Genomic DNA, 19,908 nt, shown 5'->3' with positions numbered 1-19,908 from the left:
GCACATTGATTCCCATATACCTGGACGTTACGCGGCTCTTGGATCGACTGGCCAAGCGTGTGCTGCCTACTGGCGTGGATCGCGTTGGTCTCGCGTACGTCAGGCACTATTCGCACCGAGCGCGGGCTGTGCTGAGCGAGCGCGGCATCCACATCGTGATGTCGGAGCGCGAGTCGGCACGAGCGTTCGAGATGCTGTTGAACCAGGACTTCACCCGCTCGTGGGGTGCCAGGGCCCTCATGGTGCTGGCTGTTCTCGGCGGCCTGAGACGTGACCGAGCTGGTCCAGGGGTACTGCTGCATACCAGCCATTCGGGGATGGAGTTCGTCCGATATTTCACGGCGATGAGGAAGCGTGAGATTCGGCCCGTATTTATGGTGCACGATTTGATCCCGCTCACGCACGCCGAGTATTGCCGCCCCGGTGTGCTGGCAATGCATCACAGAAGAATGAGCGTGGCATCCGCTCACGCGGCAGGCATCATTGCCAATTCCCAGTCGACCTTGGATTCCCTTGCGGAGGAGTTCCTCCGAGCCGGCTGGACCGTACCCAGAACGGTTGTCGCCCGCTTGGCCTCGGGCGTGGCCGCCGGCACGCCCGGCGCGCGACCTCTCCCGCAGCCCTATTTCGTCATGCTCGGCACCATCGAGCCTCGCAAGAATCATTGGTTTGCCTTGCATATTTGGCGCCGCCTGGTTGAAATCCATGGAGAGCGCGCGCCGACACTGGTTGTCATCGGGCGACGCGGGTGGGAGTGCGAGAACGTAGTCGATATGCTCGAACGCTGCGCGCCACTGCGTGGCAAGGTGATCGAGGAAGGCGACTGTTCCGACGAGCGTTTGCACAATTATCTGCACCATGCGCAGGCGCTGCTGTTTCCCTCTTTCGTGGAGGGATACGGCATGCCGTTGGCCGAGGCGTTGGCGCTCCGGGTGCCGGTGATCGCCAGTGACCTGCCTGTTTTTCGTGAAATTGCGGCGGACATTCCCGAATATCTTGACCCGCTTGACGGTCCGGGCTGGATGCGTCGCATCATGGAGTACGCAGTGACGGCAAGCCCGGCGCGCGTGGCCCAGTTGGCGAGAATTGGGAGTTTTCGCGAGCCAACCTGGCGGGAGCATTTCGACGTGGTGGACCGATTCCTCGAGGAGTTGGCGTAGATGGCCGGGGCGGGCGCAAGCGGAGGGCCACCGCAGCAGGCTGCACTCGATCCACGCGATTTGACTCGTAGTTGGTGCACGCCGGTTTCTTGGGCGGGTCCCCGGAAAGGCGTGTGGGCCGATCGGCCGACTGGTTGGGCGATGCTCGGCTTTGTGCGCCTCGGTCGCAGCGCGACGCCAGCCTTGTTGCCTGGTCCTATCTGGTCTTCGGGCAGGAATGGTCTTCCGGTGTTGTCGTGGTTTGAACTGAGTGGCCGAGGCAAGGCGGGCACCCTGATGGAGCAGGCGGTGGCAGAGGCGCTGGAGCACGATAGTCCCTCAGGCGCGGCTTCTTCGGAATCATCTGACTTGATGGCGCGAGTCTTAGCCGCCTGCGCGGAGGCTGCCTGCGATGCCATACCTTCGTGCGCACCGGAGCTGGCGGCATTGAGCAATAGGCCACGCGTGTTGCTTGTTGACCAGGCTTGTGGTGATAGAGGCGATGGGGCTGCGTTCGAGCGGATGCTGGCTGCCGCGCTAGCGGAGCATCCTGCGGCGGAATTCTGGATCTGGCCGGCATCGGGCGGCAAGCGCGGCCACTTGGCGCGCTTGCCCGGATTGCCCGCCGGTATTCGCAAAATCGACTATGGCTTCAGCCTTTTTGCGACGCTGCCACATGTTGATCATTTCTATACCGTCAGCGCACCCGAGGGCATGCAGGCCTTGTTGGCCGGCGTGCCGGTGCATGTGCATGGCAGGCCTTTCTATGCTGGCTGGGGCCTGACCCACGATGAGCTGGCAATGCCTGATCGACGTGCCAGGCCAACGCTTGGCGCGCTGTTCGATGTGGTTTATCTACGTCTTGCACGCTACTTCGACCCGGAAACCCACCGCGCCGGCACGCTGGCGCAGGTGCTTGACAGCATCGAACTGCAGCGTAACGTAAGCAGCCGCTACGCGGATTGCGCACAGGTGGCGGGCCTGGGGTTCCGGCTCTGGAAGCGGCATTTTGCCACGCCGTTCCTCTTGGCGGGCGGTGGTGAACTCCGCTGGTCCGGATTGCAGGCTGAGGTCAGGCCAGGCGAACTTGTGGCGTTATGGGGAGCCAAAGGCGACGATGGCATACCCTCGGGTACTCCCGTGCTGCGAATGGAAGACGGCTTCTTCCATTCCGAGGGGTTGGGATCCGACATGAATGYGCCCTGCAGCCAGGTGGTGGACCGTCTGGGACTGTACTTCGATGCGCGCCGGCCAAGTGAGTTGACGCACATCCTGAACGACGCCAATTTCGGCGCGGGCGAACTGGTACGTGCGGCACGGCTGCGCGAGTTGGTCGCTCGGCTGGGCGTAACTAAATACAACCTTGGGAGGCGCGAGCCTGCCTGGCCGGCGCCGTCCGGTAAGACGGTAATCCTGGTGCCGGGCCAGGTGGCGGACGATGCTTCGATCCACTTTGGCACTGGGACGTTTAACACTGCTGAGGCACTGCTCGAAGAGGTGCGCCGGCGAAATCCGGAGAGTTTTATCGTTTACAAGCCGCACCCCGATGTCTTGTCCGGCAACAGGGCGGGATTGGTGCAGGCGCGCGAACTGTCCGACATCGTCGATGCCGAGGCCGACTTGTTGTCGCTTGTCGATCGCGCTGATGAAGTGCACGTGTTGTCTTCTCTCGCGGGCTTCGACGCACTACTGCGCGGCAAGCGCGTATTTACCTACGGCCTGCCATTCTATGCGGGCTGGGGACTGACCGAGGACGCGCTGCCGCAGCCTTGGCGGCGGCGGAGGCTAACGCTGGACATGTTGGTTGCCGGCGCGCTGCTGCGCTACCCGATCTACTGGGATTGGGGTACCGGGTTGTTTACGACGCCAGAGGCGGTCGTGCGCAAGCTGGGGCAGACGGCAGGGCGCCCAATGGTGCCGATTGCCGGCGACCGCGGCCGCCCGCTGCGCAAGGTCTGGCGCTGGTGCCGCAACGCTGTACGGTATGGATGCTGGGCATGGAGCCGGCGCAGGCCGAGACAGGCCCGTTGATTTTCTGGTGGTATTTGGGAACCAGCCTTGCATCAGAACAGGGTGGTCCTCGTTGATCGAGTCTTAGTCCTTGTGGGAGTTGGCATGAACATTCATCCCGTCATTCTCTGTGGCGGCAGTGGGACCCGTCTGTGGCCCATGTCTCGCGGTGGTTATCCGAAGCAGTACCTGAAACTTACCGGCGAAAACACGCTGGTGCAGCAGACAGCGCTACGCCTGCGAGGAATCGCGGATGTGGCCGCGCCCATCGTCATCACCAACGCGGAGCAGCGCTTCCTGGTTGCCGAACAGTTGCGCAGCGTCGACGTGACGCCGTCGTCGATCGTGCTGGAGCCGGCTGGGCGCAATACCGCACCCGCAGTGGCCGTGGGGGCGTTGCTCGCACTGAAAAAAACAGCGGAAGCACTTCTGCTCGTATTGCCTTCCGATCATGTGATTCTGGACGACAGCGTGTTCGGCAAACTGGCCATGATTGCGGCGGGCATCGCCAAGGACAGCTACCTGGTGACATTCGGCATCGAGCCGACCGAGCCGCATACCGGCTATGGCTATATCCGCCGTGGCAAAGACCTGGTTGCCGAGGATGGCGCCTACCTGGTCGAACGCTTTGTGGAGAAGCCGGACGCCGCCACGGCCAGGTGTTTCCTAGAGGAGGGTGGCTATTACTGGAACAGCGGTATGTTCATGCTGAAGGCTTCGACCTATCTGGAAGAACTGCGCTGCCACGAGCCGGAAATTCTGCGCCAGGCGGAACTTGCCGTGGAGGCCGGCAAGCGCGATGCAGACTTCCTGCGGCTTGACCCCGAGGCGTTCAGTGCCAGCCCGAATGTGTCGATCGACTATGCGGTAATGGAAAAGACCGAGCGGGCCGCGGTAGTGACCGCGGCTGGCCTGGGCTGGAACGATATCGGCTCGTGGACGGCGCTGGCCGATATCGCTGCTCCCGACGACAGCGGTAACGCGTTCTTCGGCGATGTGTTGAGCGAGGACGTAAGCAATACCTATGTGCGCGCGGAGCATCGCATGGTCGCCGCTGTTGGCGTGAAGGATCTGGTGATTGTGGAAACAGCCGATGCCATCCTGATCTCGCACCGCGACAAGGCACAAGACGTTAAGAAGATCGTCGAGCAGTTGAATCGCTCGGGCCGGCGGGAGTCGGTCACGCACCGGAAGGTCTTCCGCCCCTGGGGCTCGTATGAAGGCATCGACCAGGGTGATCGCTTCCAGGTCAAGCGCATCGTGGTCAAGCCGGGCTCGTCGCTCAGTTTGCAGATGCATCACCATCGGGCGGAGCATTGGATCGTCGTGCGCGGAACCGCCAAGGTTTTCAATGGGGACGAGGTGCTGTTGCTCTCGGAAAACCAGTCAACCTATATTCCGCTCGGCGTCACGCACCGGCTGGAAAATCCTGGCAAAATTCCGCTCGAATTGATTGAGGTCCAGTCCGGTTCTTATCTTGGCGAAGACGACATAGTGCGCTTCCAGGATCACTACGGGCGCGTCCAGTGATTGTGAGTGATTGAGGTAAGGGCTGGTCCCGCTCCGATGTCATCCGACATCTGATCGCCAGGCCAGTCAGTACCAGGTTTCGGAAGCTGCAATGTTCATGGTTTCAGCGTCTGCTGGTCGACGACGGGACCGAGTCGCACAGGAGCGGCATCAAGCATGAGGTCGCGGCGTTCACGGAGTCCAGCGAAGCGGTTCCTGACGTTGCCTGGAAGGCCATGCTGGATGCATGGTACGAGAGCGGAGAAGGGCAGGTTGTCCTTCTCGACTTGTTCGGCCGGCTCTGGGCGAAGATGGAGGATATCTCGCAGTGGGCCATGCCCGCGCACGACCGCCGCCACCCCATGTACAAGGTGCCGGCGAGTTCGATCGAGTATATCCAGGCAGAACGCGTCCGCGGGTATGAGCGGGTTGGTGTTTTCGGTGCGCTGCTTCACAATCAGGGTCGTTGGGCGGAGGAGCGTATTTTTGTAGGGCCCCGGCGGGGGGACTCCACGCCCGGCTGGTTTTTTTGCTGGCTCAGGAGTTGATGGCACTTGCCGATTCCCCCGAGTTGCGGAATCAGGTCTTGCGCGCGGTGGCGCAGCATACAAAGGGCGCGGTCCCGGCTGATCCGATGGTGACCAAGCCGACTGTATCTCCAGACCGGGATCAGTTGTATGGCGTGGAGATCATTCTCAGATTGATGCACCATCTGCCGAAAGATGCAGGAGAGTTGGCGACGATGCTTCCCCCGGCGCACGAGAGATCATCCGTCCTGGATTGTCTCATGCACATCTGGGAGAACCTCCTGCCTGGGCCTCTCTTCTCCCGCCGGGATCACGTCGACAGGCTGCGCGGTATCCTCGGCACCTTCATTTTGATGGCGGAGGACCGCGAATCCAGTCAAGCCCGACTTGCTAAGGTGCGTTTCGCCAAACTGCCGGGTGGTTTCCCCTTTGAGGGGGCCTGCGCAAGCGCGGAGAGGTTTCGGCTAGCTGCCTAGCTTCGCTTGCGCACACGATGCAAACGTTCTTTGTAGCACCAAACCTGGCTCCCGGCGAGCGATTCATGACGGCAGCGCTCGCCAAGGCGGAAGCCAAACCGTCGCGCCGGAACAGGCCGGGCCGGTCGCGGGTGCCCAACCTCGCGAAATTCAGAGCATCCCAGTCCGCGAGGCATGCATGGGAATAGAAGAACCATTTTCGCTCCCCTCAAAACCCAAACACCCGCACCCCCACCGAAGCCAACCCATAATACTTATCCAACCGGCTAGCCGTAGCCGCGTTATACAAAAGCGGCACATACCCAACAAAGCTGTTCTGAAACCCCTGCACCCGCAGGAAGATTTCAAAGTGCTTCACGGGCGCATACGAAAGCTCAAGCCCGACCGTCTGGTTGAAACGCACCTGCGGCATACCATAGTTGCTGAGCCGGTCGTCGATTCCATTGCGAAAGAGGTATTGAAAATGGTAGCCCGCCATTACGCCGAAGTGATTATATTCCCAGCGCCACGAGCCGCCAATCGCCAGGAAGGGCGCCGTGTAATGGAAGTCGCGGCTGACATCGACGCCATACTGGCTGGCGTTGGCTGAGAGTTGGAGGTTGCTCACTGTAGCGCGGCCAATCCGACAGGGATTCATGAGGGTCGCGGTAGCCATGTTGTTCGATCCTGCTTGCACATTGAAGCTGCAGTTGCCTTGCTGGTATGTTCCGTGGAAGTCGCCGGCCGTCACCCAGCTGAAGCCGCCGGTGATAAAGGCACTAAGCAAGTTGCGCTCCCACAGCCTGCCTGAATAGATCAGGTCTGCTTGTGCTTGCACGTCGTTGGGGTGCGCGATGCTGACGTTGCTGAATTTGGTTCCATTGATCCGGGTCGTCGTACTGCTCGCCAGACCGCTGGAGTAATCACCCCAGGCGGAGAGTTTTAGCGTCAAATTGCGTTCGCCCTCGGGGGCAACCAGGATGCCGTAGTGCACGGCCAACTGCCAGCTATTGATGTTGTCGGTATCTTTCTCAAACTTGAGATTGCGCCGCCAGTAGGTGGCCTCCACCGACCATGTCGGGGAAAACTTGTAGCCGATAGCCAGGCGGCCACCGCTATAGTCGCCGGTGCGGTCGACGGTATCCTTATGATCGCGCAGGTTGAAGACGTCGAGCGTCTTGTTGAAGGCGTCGTAGCTGGATTCGACTCGCAAGCCGCTCGGGTTTCCGGTAATGGGCTCCGCCTGCAGGAATTCGTCTTCCATGGCGGCGCTGACTTGGCTGGATAACAGCGCGGCCCCGATGGCAACGGCGAGGCAATCCGCGCGCGCGCGGTGTATCGTGCGGCTGGAAGCCATACTATCCCCCCGGTGTTGGCTTTTACCTTTTTCGCGGATGGCCCGGCACGCAGGAGCCCGCGCTTTGTGTTTTCACTTTAGTGCCTTTCGCCTCGGCGTCGAGGGATCCGAGGGCGGGGAGTGTTTGCCAGCGCACGTAGATTGGTTCCAGGGGATCACCGAAGACCGAAATGGCGGGAGCCCGGGCGGCCATTGGCTTTGTAGTCCTGCACCCGATAGTCCGCCGCCGCTCAGTTCGCTAAACTACCTGCCGTGAGGGCCAGACTCGCGGCCCCATCAGGCCCGCAAAGCCGCCCCGGAGCGGCGCGGGCCGGCCAGGCCGCGCCCCCCTACCAGGAGCTTTTCAGATGCAGAAAACCATTCGTCTTTCTCCCGGCGCGCTGGCTGCGCGCGCCGCCGCCGCCGTCATGCTTGCCGCGGCCCTGGGCGCTTGCACCACATCGCCCGCGCCGGATTCGCCCGGCGCCGGGGTCAGCCTGAACCAGGCGCAGACCGGCGGCCCCAGCCGMTGGGAGCTGGTGCGCTGGCAGCAGGCCGACGGCACGCTCAAGCCCATCCCGCACGGCGATAACGGCGAGCCGATCATCTTTGAATTCAATAGCGGCATCGATTCGGCGCAAGGCACCGTCAGCGGGTACAGCGGCTGCAATCGCTTTACCGGCGGCTACGGCAAGACGGCAACGGGCATGCGTTTCGACCGGCTGGCTGGCACGCGCATGGCCTGCGTGCCGCCGCGCGGCGATCTGGAGTCCGCGCTGCTCAAGGCCATGCAGTCGCCGTTCACTACCGTGGGCACGCAGCCGTCGGCCGGGTCGACGGGACGCCAGATCATCTGGAAGACCGCCGACGGCGACCTGCTGCAATTCATCGAGCGCGAAGGCGTGGGCAAGCGCGGCGCCAGGCTGGATGCGCAGGCAGCGGCCGGCGGCGTCGAGAAGACGGTGTACGTGGATTCGCAGCGGGTGGAGTGCTCGGGCGTGGGCCGGCAGACGTGCTATCGCGTGCGCGACAACCCCAGTGCGCCGTGGACGCTCTGGTATGGCCCGATCGAGGGACTGGATTTCGAGCCGGGCATCGCATACACCTTGCGCGTGCGCGAGACGCGGGTGGAGAACCCGCCGGCGGACGCTTCGGCTATCCGATGGCAGTTGTTGAGCGTGGAGTCCCGTACGCGGGCCAACTGAGCGGCGCCAGGACGCTGGGCCAGCAAGCAAAACGCCGCGGTCGAAGCCGCGGCGTTTCTGTTTCGAGCGAATACCGGTTGGCCGGCGGCCGTCCGCTATTCACATTCAGCTGCGCGGCGCTGGCGCTCCGGCGATGGCTTCCTTGCGCGTGGCAGTGCGCTTTGCCGCTGGCGGTGCACCGGCGGGCGATGCCGTGCCGAGCTTTACCTTGTCCGGCAACTTGTACATCGAGCCCGGCGCCGAGGTCAGCAGCGTGTTGATCTGCACGACATCGTCCTCGGTCAGCGCGCCCGTCGCGGCCTTGAGGCGCAGCCCGTTCATGATGGTGTCGTAGCGCGCCTTGGCCAGGTCGCGGCGGGTGGAGAACAGCTGCGCCTCGGCGTTCAGCACATCGATATTGATGCGCACGCCCACTTCATAGCCGAGCTGGTTGGATTCCACCGCGCTCTGCGCCGAATGCTCGGCGGCTTCCAGTGCCTTGACCTGCGCCAGGCCGTTGGACACGCCCGAGTAGGTCTGCCGCGCGTTCTGGGCGGCGGTGCGGCGCGCGAACTCGAGGTCGCTGGCGGCCTTGTCGGCCAGTGCCGCGGTCTCGCGCACGCGCGACTGGATCTGGCCGCCGCTGTAAATCGGCACGTTCAGTTGCACGCCGATCTGGGCGCTGTTGTAGCGGCTGGAAATATTGACCTGCTGCGTGGCATTGCCGGTGGAGTTGACGAAGCCATAGGACGCTACGAGGTCGACCGTGGGCAGGTGGCCGGCGCGCGCCTTGTTGTACTCGCGCTGCGCCGTGTCGAGGTTGTAGCGGGCCAGGCCCACTTGCGGATTGGTGTTCTCGGCCTGGCTGGCCCAGGTGTTCACATCGGCCGGCTGCGGACCGGGAAGGGGGGCGGCGGGGCGCAATCCCAGCAGTTCGTCGACCGGCTTGCTGGTGATCTGCTGCAGGTTGGCGCGCCGGATTTCGAGGTCGCTCTGCGCCGCGATTTCGGTCGAGGTGGCGAGATCGTAGCGGGCCTGCGCATCGTTGGCGTCGGTGATGGTGGCGGTGCCGACCTCGAAGTTGCGCTTGGCCTGCGCCAACTGCTCGCCGATTGCCTTCTTCTGCGCGCCGGCCAGGTAGAGGTTGTCCTGCGCGGCCAGCACGTCGAAGTAGGCTTGCGAAGTGCGGGTGATCAGGTCGAGCTGTGCCTGGCTGAAGGTGACCTCGCCAGCCAGCGCTGCCAGTTCGCCCTGCTTGTAGGTCTCCCAGCGATCCCAGCGGAACAACGGCTGGACCAGTTGCAGCGTCCAGTTATTGTTGTTGATGAAGCGGTCCGCCACGAACGGCACGGTCTGGTCGATGTTGGTGCGCGTGGCGCCGAGCGTGCCGTTGATCTGCGGCAGCAGGCCGGAGCRTCCCTGCGGGAGCTTTTCCAGGGTGGCCGTCAGTTGCGAACGCGCGCTGGCGAACTGCGCATCGTTGGCTTGCGCGTCGCGGTAGACCTGGAGCAGGTCGGCGCCATGCGCAGCCGGCAGTTGCAGCAGCGCAAGCAGGGAACCCGTCAGTGCCAGGCGCGTCTTGGGCACGCCCCGCGCAGGGAAAAGCGCAAACCTCATGACATCTCCAGTCTGCCGGGCACCGGGCGCGCGGCTAACGTTTCTAACGATCAGCGTTCTAGGGAATCGGCGCCGCGGGAAGCCGGCGCCCTGGGATTGATGCTTGTGCTGCTGCTAGTGCTGCTAGTGCTGGTGATGCTCAGTACTTCGGCATCGCCGGGTCGACCTGCTCGGACCAGGCGTGCACGCCGCCGGTCAGGTTGTAGACCTTGGCAAATCCTTGCCGCTCGAGGAAGCTGGCCACCTGCATGCTGCGCGCGCCGTGATGGCAGATGCAGACGATATCGGCATCCTCATCGAGCTCGGCGGCGCGTGCCGGGATCTGGCCCATCGGGATATGGGTGATGCCGGGCATGGCGCAGGTCTGCACTTCCCAGCCTTCGCGTACGTCGAGCAGCACCGGCTGTGCGCGGCCGGTGTCGGCCAGCCAATGTGCCAGTTCGGGGGCGTTGATTAACTGCATGTCCTGGGTCCCGCTCAGAAGTGAAAGCGTGAAGGCTGCTCGGCGCCGATCAGCGGCGTGACGGCAGTCTCGAACAGGTTGACCGTCTTGTACTCGGTCTCGCTGACGCGCGTGATGATCTGGGCCTCCATGGCCGGCAGGGCGCCGACGAACGCGGCGATGCGCCCGCCAACCTTGACTTGCGACAGGATGAACGCCGGCACCGAGGGCAGCGCGCCCGAGATGCAGATCACGTCGTAAGGCGCGCTGGCGGCCCAGCCGGCGGCGGCATTGCCTTCGGCCACGTCGACATTGGTTACGCCAGCGTCGGCCAGGTTCTTGCGGGCCAGCGCGGCCAGTTCCGGCAGGATGTCCACGGTCAGCACGTGGCGCGCGCGGTGTGCCAGCAGGGCGGCCATGTAGCCGGAGCCGGCGCCGATCTCAAGCACTTGTTCGTGCTTGCGCACGGCCAGGTCTTGCAGGATGCGGGCTTCCACGCGCGGGGCCAGCATGTTCTGGCCGCCCGGCAGCGGGATTTCCATGTCGACGAAGGCCAGCGCGGCGTAGGCCTGCGGCACGAACTGTTCCCGCTTGACCACCGCCAGCAGGTCCAGGATTTCCTGATCCAGCACATCCCACGGGCGGATTTGCTGTTCGATCATGTTGAATCGGGCTTTCTCGAGATCCATCTTGCCATTCCTTCCAATGCCAACCGCTAATCAGTTCTGAATTCCGGCCGCGCGGTGCCAGGGCCGGGGAAATCCGTCAAACCTGAGATTTTAACTCTTCGTCAAGGCAGTTGCCCAAGCGCGTGGCCCCGGGTGTGGCCTGCATGCCGCAGTCTGGCCAGGGCCACGGCATTCCGGGTATCCGCCGGCGCAGCCTCATTCCGCACTCGCTGGCCCGTGGGCGGGCGCATCGGCCGCCCGCGGCGCGGCGGCGCGGGCGGGAGCCGCCTCCTTGCCACGCCACAGCCGGCCCAGCCAGGCGCCGAAATCGTCCAGGTACGTATAGATCACCGGCACCACCACCAGGGTCAGGATCGACGAGGTGATGATGCCGCCGATCACCGTCTGGCCCATCGGCGCGCGCTGCTCCGCGCCTTCGCCCAGGCTGAAGGCGAGCGGCACCATGCCGAAGATCATGGCCAGCGTGGTCATCAGGATCGGCCGCAGCCGCACGCGTGCGGCGGCCACCAGCGCCGCCTCGCGCGACATCGGCGGCTGGCCGTCGGTGCCGCGCCGGGCCTGGTTGGCAAAGTCGATCAGCAGGATGGCGTTCTTGGTCACCAGCCCCATCAGCATGATGAAACCGATGATGGAGAACATGTTCAGCGTGGAGCGGAACAGCAGCAGCGCCGCGAACACGCCGATCAGCGTGAGCGGCAGCGAGGTCATGATGGCGATGGGCTGGAAGAAGCTGGCGAACTGCGAGGCCAGGATCATGTAGATAAAGATCACCGCCAGCGCCAGCGCCGATACCGCGAAGCCGAACGATTCGTTCATCGATTTGGTGGAACCGCCGAAGCGATACTTGTAGCCCGCCGGCCAGTTCATGCCGTCCAGCACCGTCTTGACCTCGCGCGCGACCTCGCCCTGCGAGCGCCCCGCTGTATTGGCGGTCAGTTCCACTTCGCGGTTGAGGTCGCGCCGGCTGATCTGGTTGGCGCCGGTGGTGGGCACCAGTTCGGCGATCTGGCGCAGCGGCACCATGCGCGGCGAGCCGTCGGTGTTGGTCTGGTTGCTGGCGATCATCAGCGCGCTGAGGTCGGCCATGCCGGTGCGCGCGTCCTTGGGCAGGCGCACGCGTACGTCGTAATTCTGATCGTCGGGAGCGCGCCAGGAACTGATGGCGTCGCCGGCCAGCAGCGGGCGCAGCGCGTTGCCGATCTGGACAATGCCCACGCCCAGGTCGGACGCCAGCTCGCGGCGGATGCGTACTTCCACCGTAGGGCGGTCGTCCTTCATGCTGGAATCCAGGTCGGTCAGGCCGCGCACCGCGGCCATGCGCCGGCTGGCCTCCACCGACAGGCGCCGCAGCGTTTCCAGGTCATCGCCCTGGATCGACACCTGCAGCGCCTTCTGTCCGCCGGCGCCATCGGGCATGCCGACCATGGTCAGCGTGATGCCGGCGATGCCCGCCAGCCGCTCGCGGATCATCGGGTTGAGTTGCGTGGTGGTGAGCTTGCGCGCGCGGCGCTCGATCAGGCGTACCGAGACCAGCGCGTTGTTGCGCCCGGAGGTGTTGCCCGAGTTGATGGTGGCATAGGTGTAGGCCACTTCGGGGAAGGTCTTGAGCGCGGCTTCCACCTGCCTGACCTTGGCTTCGGTGACCGCCAGCGAGGTACCCACCGGCGTGGTGAAGCCCACCTGCGTTTCGCCGAGGTCGGCGGCGGGCACGAACTCGGTGCCGATCAGCGGCACCAGCGCGAAGCTGCCGAAGAACGTCACCACGGCAATGATGGCCGTGGCGATCCGGTGCTTGAGCGCCCAGCCCAGCATCGACCCATAGCCGTGGCCGAGCGCATCCATGCGCGCCGAGAACCAGTCCAGCATGCGGCCCACGGTACGGCCGTACAGGCTCTTCTTGTTGCCGGTGCCGTGCAGGTCCGGGTCATGCCAGACCGAGGACAGCATCGGGTCCAGCGTGAAAGAGACAAACATGGAAATCAGCACCGCCGCCACCACGGTCACGCCGAACTGGTGGAAGAAGCGGCCGATGATGCCACCCATGAAGCCCACCGGCAGGAACACCGCGACGATGGAGAACGTGGTGGCCAGCACCGCCAGCCCGATCTCGTTGGTGCCGTCCAGCGCCGCTGTACGGTGGTCCTTGCCCATCAGGTTATGGCGCACGATGTTCTCGCGCACCACGATGGCATCGTCGATCAGCAGGCCCACGCACAGCGACAGCGCCATCAGCGTAATCACGTTGAGCGTGAAGCCGAACATGTACATCACGCCGAAGGTGCCGATCAGCGCGATCGGCAAGGTCAGCCCGGTAATCACCGTGCTGCGCCAGGAGCCGAGGAACAGGAAGACGATCGCCACCGTCAGGAAGGCGCCTTCGAGCAGGGTGGAGCGGACTTCCTTGACACTGCTGCGGATGCCGCGCGCGGCGTCGTTGACCACGGTGAGCTGCACGCCGGCGGGCACCAGCTTGCGTACCTCGTCGGTCATCTTGATCAGGCCGTCGACGGTATCCACGGTGTTCTGGCCCTGCGCCTTCACCACCGCCAGGAACAGCGCGCGCTTGCCGTCCAGCATGGCCAGGCTCTCCTGCTCCTCCTCACCGTCGCGCACGTCGGCGACCTGTTCCAGCGTGACTGGCTGGCCGGCTCGCCGGGCCACGATGATGTGGCGGAAGTCGTCCGGCGAGATGACGCGCCCCTTGATCTGTACCACCGTCTCGGTGGAGGAGGAGCGCAACTCGCCGGCAGGCAGTTCCTGGTTTTCGTTGCGGATGGCGTCCATCACCTGGTTCACGCCAATGCCGAGCGCCTCCAGCTGGGCCGGCCGGATGCGGATCTCTACCTCGCGCTTGGTACCGCCAACCAGGCTGATGGCGCCCACGCCGCGCACCGTCTCCAGCCGCTTGCGCACGATCTGGTCGGCAATGGTGGTCAGCTCGCGCTGCGTGCGCTCGGCGCCCGGCGCATTCGACACCGACAGGTAGAACACCGGCGCCTCTGACGGGTCGTAGCGCAGCACGCGCGGGTCTTTCACCTCGTCGCGGAACTGCGGGCGGATCAGCGCGATCTTGTCGCGCACGTCCTGCGCGGCCTGGCCAACGTCCACGGTCAGGTCGAACTTGATCACCACCACCGAGTTGCCCTGGTAGGAGTGCGAGAAGATCTCGTCGATGCCGGAAATGGTGTTGACGATCTCCTCGATCTTGCGGGTGACATCCGATTCGACCGATTCCGGCGCGGCGCCAGGGTACTCGGTCTGCACCACCACGATCGGGAAGGTGATGTCCGGGAACTGGTCGACCGGCAGGCGCTGGTAGGAGAACAGGCCGATGACGACGAAGGCCATCATCATCATGGTGGCCAGCACGGGGTTATGGATGGACAGGCGGGTGAACCACATGGGGGGCTCCTACGCCTTGACCAGCTTGACGCGGCTGCCCGCGCGCAGGGTGCCGAGATTGTTGCGCACCACCTTGGCGCCGGCGGCCAGGCCGCTGGCGATCTCCACCAGCCCGTTCTCGTCGTCGCGGATGCCCAGCGTGACCTGGCGCTCTGCCAGCACGTCGTTTTCCACGCTGTAGACGAAGGCGCGCTCGCCATCGCTGCGCACCGCCGTGGCGGGCACCGCCACCACGCCGGCATGGCGGCCGAGCACCAGCGCGCCCTGGGCGAACATGCCCGCGCGCAGGCGCGCGTCCGGGTTGTCGACCCGCACATAGACCATGATGCTGCGCGTGCCCTGGCTGACCGCGGGGTTGATGCGCACCAGCTTGCCCTCGAAACGGCCGCTGCCTTCCACGTCAAGCTGCACGGCCTGGCCGATGGCGGCACGCGCCACGTCGGCCATCGGGATCGGCGCCTCCAGTTCCAGTGCGCGCAAGTCCACCACGTCGATCAGGCGGGTGTCGGGTGATACCTTCTCGCCCGGCTGCACCGCGCGCGCGGCCACCAGGCCGTCCAGCGGCGCCTTGACGATCGTATCGGCGAGCGCTTTTTGCGCCACTTCCAGGCCGCCCTGGGCGGCATCGAGGTTGGCGCGCGCCACGTCCAGGTTGCTCTGGAAATTGTCGAAGGCGGTCTTGGAGATAAAGCCCTTGGCCACCAGTTCGCGGTTGCGCTCGAAGGTCTGTTTCGAATTCTCGTACTGGCCGCGCGCCGCCAGCATCTGCCCGCGCGCCTGCGCTACCTTGGCCTGGTATTCGGTAGCATCGATGCGCACGATGACCTGGCCGGCACGCACGGCTTCACCCTCGCGCACCAGCACCTGCTGCACCTCGCCCGAGACCTTGGCTTTGACCGAAGCCTGGTTGAGCGCCCGCAAGCCACCGGACAGCGGCAGCGAAACGCGCAGGTCCTGCGTGGTGGCATCGACCAGGTCGGACTGCAGGAATTCCACCAGGCCGGGCGCGGCGGCCCCCTGGGCAGTGGCTTGCGCCGGGGCCGCGCCCGGCTTGCCATTGCCTGCCTTGCGGACCGCGGCAGCGGCGCTCAGCACGCCGATCACGGCAATGGCGGCAATCGCAACGATCAGGATCTTCTTGCGTCGGGTCATGCGGTCTCCGGCGGCCGCGCCGGGGGATCCCGCGCGTCCTGCTGCCCCTGCGCTTGTGCAAGGGCTTCTTGTTGTTCTTTTCGTATTTGCTCCCAGACGTAGGGGCCAACCTGGGGCGGCAGCGGCGTATCGCGCGCCGCGCCGGTGGTCAGGCCGAACAGCAACATCTGGAGCAGGTTGTCGAGGAAAGCCTCGGGGTCGATCTCGATGCGCGACGACGCGCTGAACGCGCGCTGCCAAAGCATCAGGAACATCAGCGGCGCGCAGATCAGCGTTGTGGTCGGGTTGGCCGGCGTCTCGCGCAACTCGCCACGCTCCACGCCGCGCTTGAGCACGCGCGCGAACAGTTCGTCACCCGGCAGCACCACTTCCTCATGGTAGAACTGCGCGATGTCGGGGAAGTTGCTGGACTCGGCCATGATCAGTTTGGTCAGGCCGGCTACCGGCGTGGCCCCGATCAGGCCCCACCAGCCGCGCAGCAACTCGCGGAGCAACGCCGGCGTGGAACCCTGGTAGTTCTCCACCAGGTCGATGCCCCTGGTCAGTGTTGGCACCAGGTTCTCGCGCACCACGGTCTTGAACAGCTCTTCCTTATTGGCGAAATACAGATACACCGTGCCCTTGGACACGCCTGCCGCGGCGGCAACATCCTCCAGCCGCGTGGCCGCATAGCCGCGCTGGACGAAAAGCTCAAGCGCGGCGGCCACCAGTTCCTGCGGGCGTGCGGCTTTGCGGCGAGCCCAACGTTTGGTGTTTGCCGCTTCCTGATTCTGGTCTGGAGACTTTTTCACTGTGCCGCTGCGCACCGATGCCGGCGCGTTCCGCGAGAATTGCAGATAAATAACTCTTGGGTCAGTAATGTAGTAGACGCGATTCCGGCGGTCAAGCGTGCCGGCAATCCATGGCACTGCCGGTGCCAAAGCGTGAAGGAGGGGGCTCGGGTTGGGGCACAATACGGGGCTGCCGGGCGATGCCTGCCCTGAACCTTTGCCATGCCCCTTCAGTCTGAACTTTCCTGCCGGCCAGATTGTGGCGCTTGTTGCACCGCGCCCTCGATCACTTCGCCCATCCCCGGCATGCCATACGGCAAGCCGGCCGGCGTACCCTGCGTGCAGCTGCTGCCAGACCGGCGCTGCGCGATTTTCGGCAAACCCACGCGGCCGGCGTTTTGCGCCGGACTGAAGCCCGCGGCCGACATGTGCGGCGACTCGCGTGTGCATGCGCTGGCATGGTTGTCGCAGCTAGAGGCCGCTACCGCGCCCGGCCATGCCGGTTAAACCCGCAAGGATCAAACAGATGTTCAAAATGACTCGCCGGCGTTGGCTGGCAGCAAGCGGTGCCGCCGCGCTCCTCGCGGGACTCGCCGCTTGCGGTGTGATGAGCAACGACTACACCTTCTCGCAGAGCCAGTTGCAATCGGCGCTGGAGCGCAAGTTTCCTTTCAACAAGCGTTATATGGAGCTGTTCGACATCCAGCTCGCCAACCCGCAGCTCACGCTGGATCCCGGCCGCAACCGCGTCAACGTACAGTTCGATGCCACCGTGGACAACCGGCTGTTCTTCCGCCAGCCGCTGACCGGGCGCTTCGCGCTGGACAGCGGCCTGCGCTACGATCCGGCCAGCCGCGCGGTCGTGCTGCAGGATCCGCAGGTCCAGCAGTTCGACGTCAATGGCCTGCCGCCGCAGTTCTCGCGCCAGCTCAATGCGCTCGGCGGCATCCTCGCGGAACAATTGCTGCAGGACTACCCGCTCTATACCTTCCGCCCCGACGAGCTGCGCCTTGCCGGCGCGAGTGTCGAGCCCGGTACAATCACCGTTTTGCCCAATGGGATCAACGTCAAGATCAATCGGCCATAAGGACAAGCGGCGCGCTGCGTGAGAGGTATTTGCCTTGCACACGGTAGCGTCATGCTCGTGGTTGATAGTGGTGGTTCCCTATGTGTGAGACCGTAAGGGTACTCATTTTCTTTTCTTCGCCTCGCCTTCGTTTTCCTTCGCTCTCCCAATAAGAATGGATATTGCTCTCGCCTTGAAAGCCGTGATCCTCGGCATCGTCGAAGGACTGACCGAGTTCCTGCCTATCTCCAGTACCGGCCACCTGATCCTGGCCGGCCAGTTGCTCGACTTCAACGATGAAAAGGGCAAGATTTTTGAGATCGTGATCCAGTTCGGCGCCATCCTTGCGGTGTGCTGGGAGTTCCGTCGCCGTATCACCACCGTGGTGGGCGGACTGGCCACCGATGAAAAAGCGCGGCGCTTCGCCATCAACGTCATCGTCGCCACCGTGCCGGCGATCGTGCTGGCGCTTGTGTTCGGCAAGTGGATCAAGGCTCACCTGTTCAACCCGATCACCGTGGCGACCGCGTTTATCGTCGGCGGCGTGGTAATTCTGTGGGCCGAGTGGCGTGAAAACCACCGGGGCCGGGTATCCCATCCGCAAGGCAACGCCTTGCTGAAGGCTGCCCAGGCCGGGGCGCCGCGCATCGAATCCGTCGATGACCTGAACTGGCGCGATGCGATCAAGGTCGGGCTGGCTCAATGCTTCGCCCTGATCCCCGGCACCTCGCGTTCCGGCGCGACCATCATTGGCGGCATGCTGTTCGGGCTGTCGCGCCAGGTGGCTACCGAGTTCTCCTTCTTCCTGGCGATCCCGGTGATCTTCGGGGCCACCGTGTACGAGCTGTACAAGTCACGCGCGCTGCTCTCCGCCGACGACCTCGGCATCTTCGGCATCGGCTTCGTCTTCGCCTTCCTGTCCGCTTTCCTGTGCGTGCGCTGGCTGTTGCGCTTTGTTGCCACCCATGATTTCAAGCCGTTCGCCTGGTACCGCATCGTCTTCGGCATCATCGTGCTGGTGACGGCTTACTCGGGCCTGGTCGCCTGGCATGCCTGATACGGGTCAGCACAAATAAAAAAGGGCGTGGCCTCATGGCCACGCCTTTTTTTGTCCCGCGCTGGCTTCAGCGCGGCCTCAGGCCCGCTTGCGGAACACCACGTCCCACACGCCATGCCCAAGGCGCACACCACGACGCTCGAACTTGGTCACCGGGCGGTAGTCCGGCCGCGGCGCGAAGCCGCCGGCTGTATCCGAGGTATTGACCAGGCCTGGCTCGCCGGAGAGCACTTCCACCATCTGGTGAGCGTATTCCTCCCAGTCGGTCGCGCAGTGCAGGTAGCCGCCCGGCTTGAGGCGGCTGGCCAGCAGCTTGACCAGCGGCGGCTGCACCAGGCGCCGCTTGTTGTGGCGCTTCTTGTGCCAGGGGTCGGGAAAGAAGATGTGCACGCCGTCCAGGCAGGATTCCGTCAGCATGTGCGCGATGACTTCGACCGCGTCGTGCGGCATGATCCGCACATTGTCGATCTCGCGCTCGCCAATCAGCTTGAGCAGGGCGCCCACGCCGGGCTCGTGCACCTCGCAGCCCAGGAAGTTGTCCTGCGGGCGCAATTGCGCGATATGCGCGGTGGTCTCGCCCATGCCGAAGCCGATTTCCAGGATCGCCGGGGCAGCGCGGCCAAAAGCAGCCTCCCAGTCGAGCGGCTGCGGGGCATACGGCAGGATGAAGCGCGGCCCCAGGTCATCGATGGCGCGCTGCTGGCCGGTGGAGGTGCGCCCGGCGCGGCGCACGAAGGAACGGATGCGGCGCGGATGCGCGACGTCCGTGCCAGTGTCGGCCGGGATGGGCGCGTTGTCAGCGTCGTCGGCTGGCGTCGGATCGGAGCTGGGGTCTTGGGGGAGCATGGCAACAAAAAAGCCGCCGGGCGGGTCCTGATCGGGCATGCGACCAGGTGGCGAAGGCGGCTCGTCTCAATCTGATGTGGAGCGGGCGATGGGAATCGAACCCACGTCTTTAGCTTGGGAAGCTAAGGTAATGGCCATTATACGACGCCCGCGAAACCGCGATTCTACGCGTGTTTCCGCGGGGAATGCAAGGGTAGGCGTTGGATGCTGCTTGCGTGGCTTATTGGCCTCGGTCTTGAGTCAGGCCGAGAGCGTGGCGTCCAGCTTGCTTGGACTCTGGCGGGCCGGATAGGCGGGGGCCGTCAGCGCGCAGGTGACCGTGTTCCTGGAGTTGTCCCGGCGTCTGGTGATCTCGCGCAGCGAGATCCAATCACGAGAAGATGCCAGCGTCAAGTGATGCTTAGTATGGCCTCGTCGATCATTCCCAACTCGCGCCCGTGCCCGAGCAGGACAGTGTTCTATACGTGGATCAACATTCGATGCAAAAACCAGCGTTACCTATTGAGACTTGTATAAATCATGACAACCGATTTGAGTCTGACGCGTTATCTGACCAAGGCGTTGATCGGGAGTCGATTGCATGGCTGGGAAGATGGACGAAGCGACCGAAAGCGGGTTCGCGCTGGACGGATGCTGTTAGCGAACAAGCCGGTCGCGGAGGTTGCGGCTGCGGTGGGCGTGGCTCGGCAGACGGTGTACACGACACG

16 protein-coding genes, 1 tRNA gene and 1 pseudogene are annotated in these 19,908 nt (G+C 64.2%); 9 read left to right on the top strand and 9 right to left on the bottom strand.

The window, feature by feature from the left end; genetic code table 11:
* Positions 1–5: 5 nt before the first annotated feature.
* The 4 genes from AC1DN0_RS29480 to AC1DN0_RS29465 all read left to right on the top strand — a co-directional run bounded on the left by AC1DN0_RS29480 (position 6) and on the right by AC1DN0_RS29465 (position 5,661).
* Positions 6–1,160 (top strand): glycosyltransferase family 4 protein, encoded by a 1,155-nt coding sequence (locus tag AC1DN0_RS29480; protein ID WP_477111298.1) that lies wholly within the window; start codon positions 6–8, stop codon positions 1,158–1,160.
* Positions 1,161–3,170 (top strand): capsular polysaccharide biosynthesis protein, encoded by a 2,010-nt coding sequence (locus AC1DN0_RS29475; RefSeq protein WP_477146208.1) that lies wholly within the window; start codon positions 1,161–1,163, stop codon positions 3,168–3,170. It abuts the gene before it with no gap.
* 84 nt (positions 3,171–3,254) lie between these two features.
* Positions 3,255–4,679 (top strand): mannose-1-phosphate guanylyltransferase/mannose-6-phosphate isomerase, encoded by a 1,425-nt coding sequence (locus tag AC1DN0_RS29470; protein WP_477111231.1) that lies wholly within the window; start codon positions 3,255–3,257, stop codon positions 4,677–4,679.
* Positions 4,680–5,205: 526 nt separating this feature from the next.
* Positions 5,206–5,661: a hypothetical protein gene (locus tag AC1DN0_RS29465; protein ID WP_477111230.1), complete on the top strand. Its 456-nt coding sequence runs from the start codon at positions 5,206–5,208 to the stop codon at positions 5,659–5,661.
* A 208-nt stretch (positions 5,662–5,869) separates the two neighbouring features.
* On the opposite strand, the gene AC1DN0_RS29460 is transcribed toward AC1DN0_RS29465, so the two are convergent.
* Positions 5,870–6,997, bottom strand: a complete 1,128-nt coding sequence (locus AC1DN0_RS29460; protein ID WP_477111229.1) for a hypothetical protein — start codon at positions 6,995–6,997, stop codon at positions 5,870–5,872.
* 347 nt (positions 6,998–7,344) lie between these two features.
* Here AC1DN0_RS29460 and AC1DN0_RS29455 point away from each other — a divergent pair, with 347 nt between their 5' ends.
* Positions 7,345–8,181, top strand: a complete 837-nt coding sequence (locus AC1DN0_RS29455; protein WP_477111228.1) for an META and DUF4377 domain-containing protein — start codon at positions 7,345–7,347, stop codon at positions 8,179–8,181.
* A gap of 105 nt (positions 8,182–8,286) precedes the next feature.
* Here AC1DN0_RS29455 and AC1DN0_RS29450 read toward each other — a convergent pair whose 3' ends face one another.
* The 6 genes from AC1DN0_RS29450 to AC1DN0_RS29425 all read right to left on the bottom strand — a co-directional run bounded on the left by AC1DN0_RS29450 (position 8,287) and on the right by AC1DN0_RS29425 (position 16,253).
* Positions 8,287–9,777: a TolC family outer membrane protein gene (locus AC1DN0_RS29450; protein WP_477146207.1), complete on the bottom strand. Its 1,491-nt coding sequence runs from the start codon at positions 9,775–9,777 to the stop codon at positions 8,287–8,289.
* Between the two features lie 139 nt (positions 9,778–9,916).
* Entirely contained in the window at positions 9,917–10,240 is a 324-nt protein-coding gene (locus AC1DN0_RS29445) for a rhodanese-like domain-containing protein (protein ID WP_045235998.1), read from the bottom strand.
* A gap of 14 nt (positions 10,241–10,254) precedes the next feature.
* The gene (locus AC1DN0_RS29440) at positions 10,255–10,908 is read right to left on the bottom strand and encodes a protein-L-isoaspartate O-methyltransferase family protein (protein WP_477111226.1); all 654 of its coding nucleotides are present in this window, start codon (positions 10,906–10,908) and stop codon (positions 10,255–10,257) included.
* Between the two features lie 195 nt (positions 10,909–11,103).
* Positions 11,104–14,310 carry an efflux RND transporter permease subunit gene (locus tag AC1DN0_RS29435; RefSeq protein WP_441624891.1) on the bottom strand — a complete coding sequence of 1,069 codons (3,207 nt, stop codon included), beginning with the start codon at positions 14,308–14,310 and terminating at the stop codon, positions 11,104–11,106.
* 9 nt (positions 14,311–14,319) lie between these two features.
* Positions 14,320–15,462, bottom strand: a complete 1,143-nt coding sequence (locus AC1DN0_RS29430) for an efflux RND transporter periplasmic adaptor subunit (protein WP_477102333.1) — start codon at positions 15,460–15,462, stop codon at positions 14,320–14,322.
* Positions 15,459–16,253: a TetR/AcrR family transcriptional regulator gene (locus tag AC1DN0_RS29425; protein ID WP_477111225.1), complete on the bottom strand. Its 795-nt coding sequence runs from the start codon at positions 16,251–16,253 to the stop codon at positions 15,459–15,461. Before AC1DN0_RS29425 ends, AC1DN0_RS29430 begins: the two co-directional genes overlap by 4 nt.
* 201 nt (positions 16,254–16,454) lie before the next feature.
* On the opposite strand from AC1DN0_RS29425, the gene AC1DN0_RS29420 reads away from it, so the two are divergent.
* The 3 genes from AC1DN0_RS29420 (at position 16,455) to AC1DN0_RS29410 (ending at position 18,355) form a co-directional block, all read left to right on the top strand.
* Entirely contained in the window at positions 16,455–16,739 is a 285-nt protein-coding gene (locus AC1DN0_RS29420; protein WP_477111224.1) for a YkgJ family cysteine cluster protein, read from the top strand.
* A 19-nt stretch (positions 16,740–16,758) separates the two neighbouring features.
* Positions 16,759–17,319, top strand: coding sequence for a DUF1439 domain-containing protein (locus AC1DN0_RS29415; RefSeq protein ID WP_035863875.1), 561 nt, complete (start codon positions 16,759–16,761; stop codon positions 17,317–17,319).
* A gap of 154 nt (positions 17,320–17,473) precedes the next feature.
* On the top strand, positions 17,474–18,355 hold the full coding sequence (locus AC1DN0_RS29410) for an undecaprenyl-diphosphate phosphatase (protein WP_477111222.1): 882 nt from the start codon (positions 17,474–17,476) through the stop codon (positions 18,353–18,355).
* 78 nt (positions 18,356–18,433) lie between these two features.
* Here the strand turns inward: AC1DN0_RS29410 and trmB are convergent, their stop codons facing one another.
* The gene (trmB, locus tag AC1DN0_RS29405; protein WP_477111221.1) at positions 18,434–19,201 is read right to left on the bottom strand and encodes a tRNA (guanosine(46)-N7)-methyltransferase TrmB; all 768 of its coding nucleotides are present in this window, start codon (positions 19,199–19,201) and stop codon (positions 18,434–18,436) included.
* A gap of 77 nt (positions 19,202–19,278) precedes the next feature.
* Positions 19,279–19,353: transfer RNA gene (locus AC1DN0_RS29400), tRNA-Gly, on the bottom strand.
* Between the two features lie 367 nt (positions 19,354–19,720).
* Between AC1DN0_RS29400 and AC1DN0_RS29395 the strand changes: the two are divergent.
* A pseudogene (locus tag AC1DN0_RS29395) lies at positions 19,721–19,908 on the top strand (hypothetical protein); the annotation flags it as partial.

The organism is Cupriavidus sp. 05N39, assembly GCF_056397325.1.
This window is presented reverse-complemented; position numbering and strand designations above follow the sequence as displayed.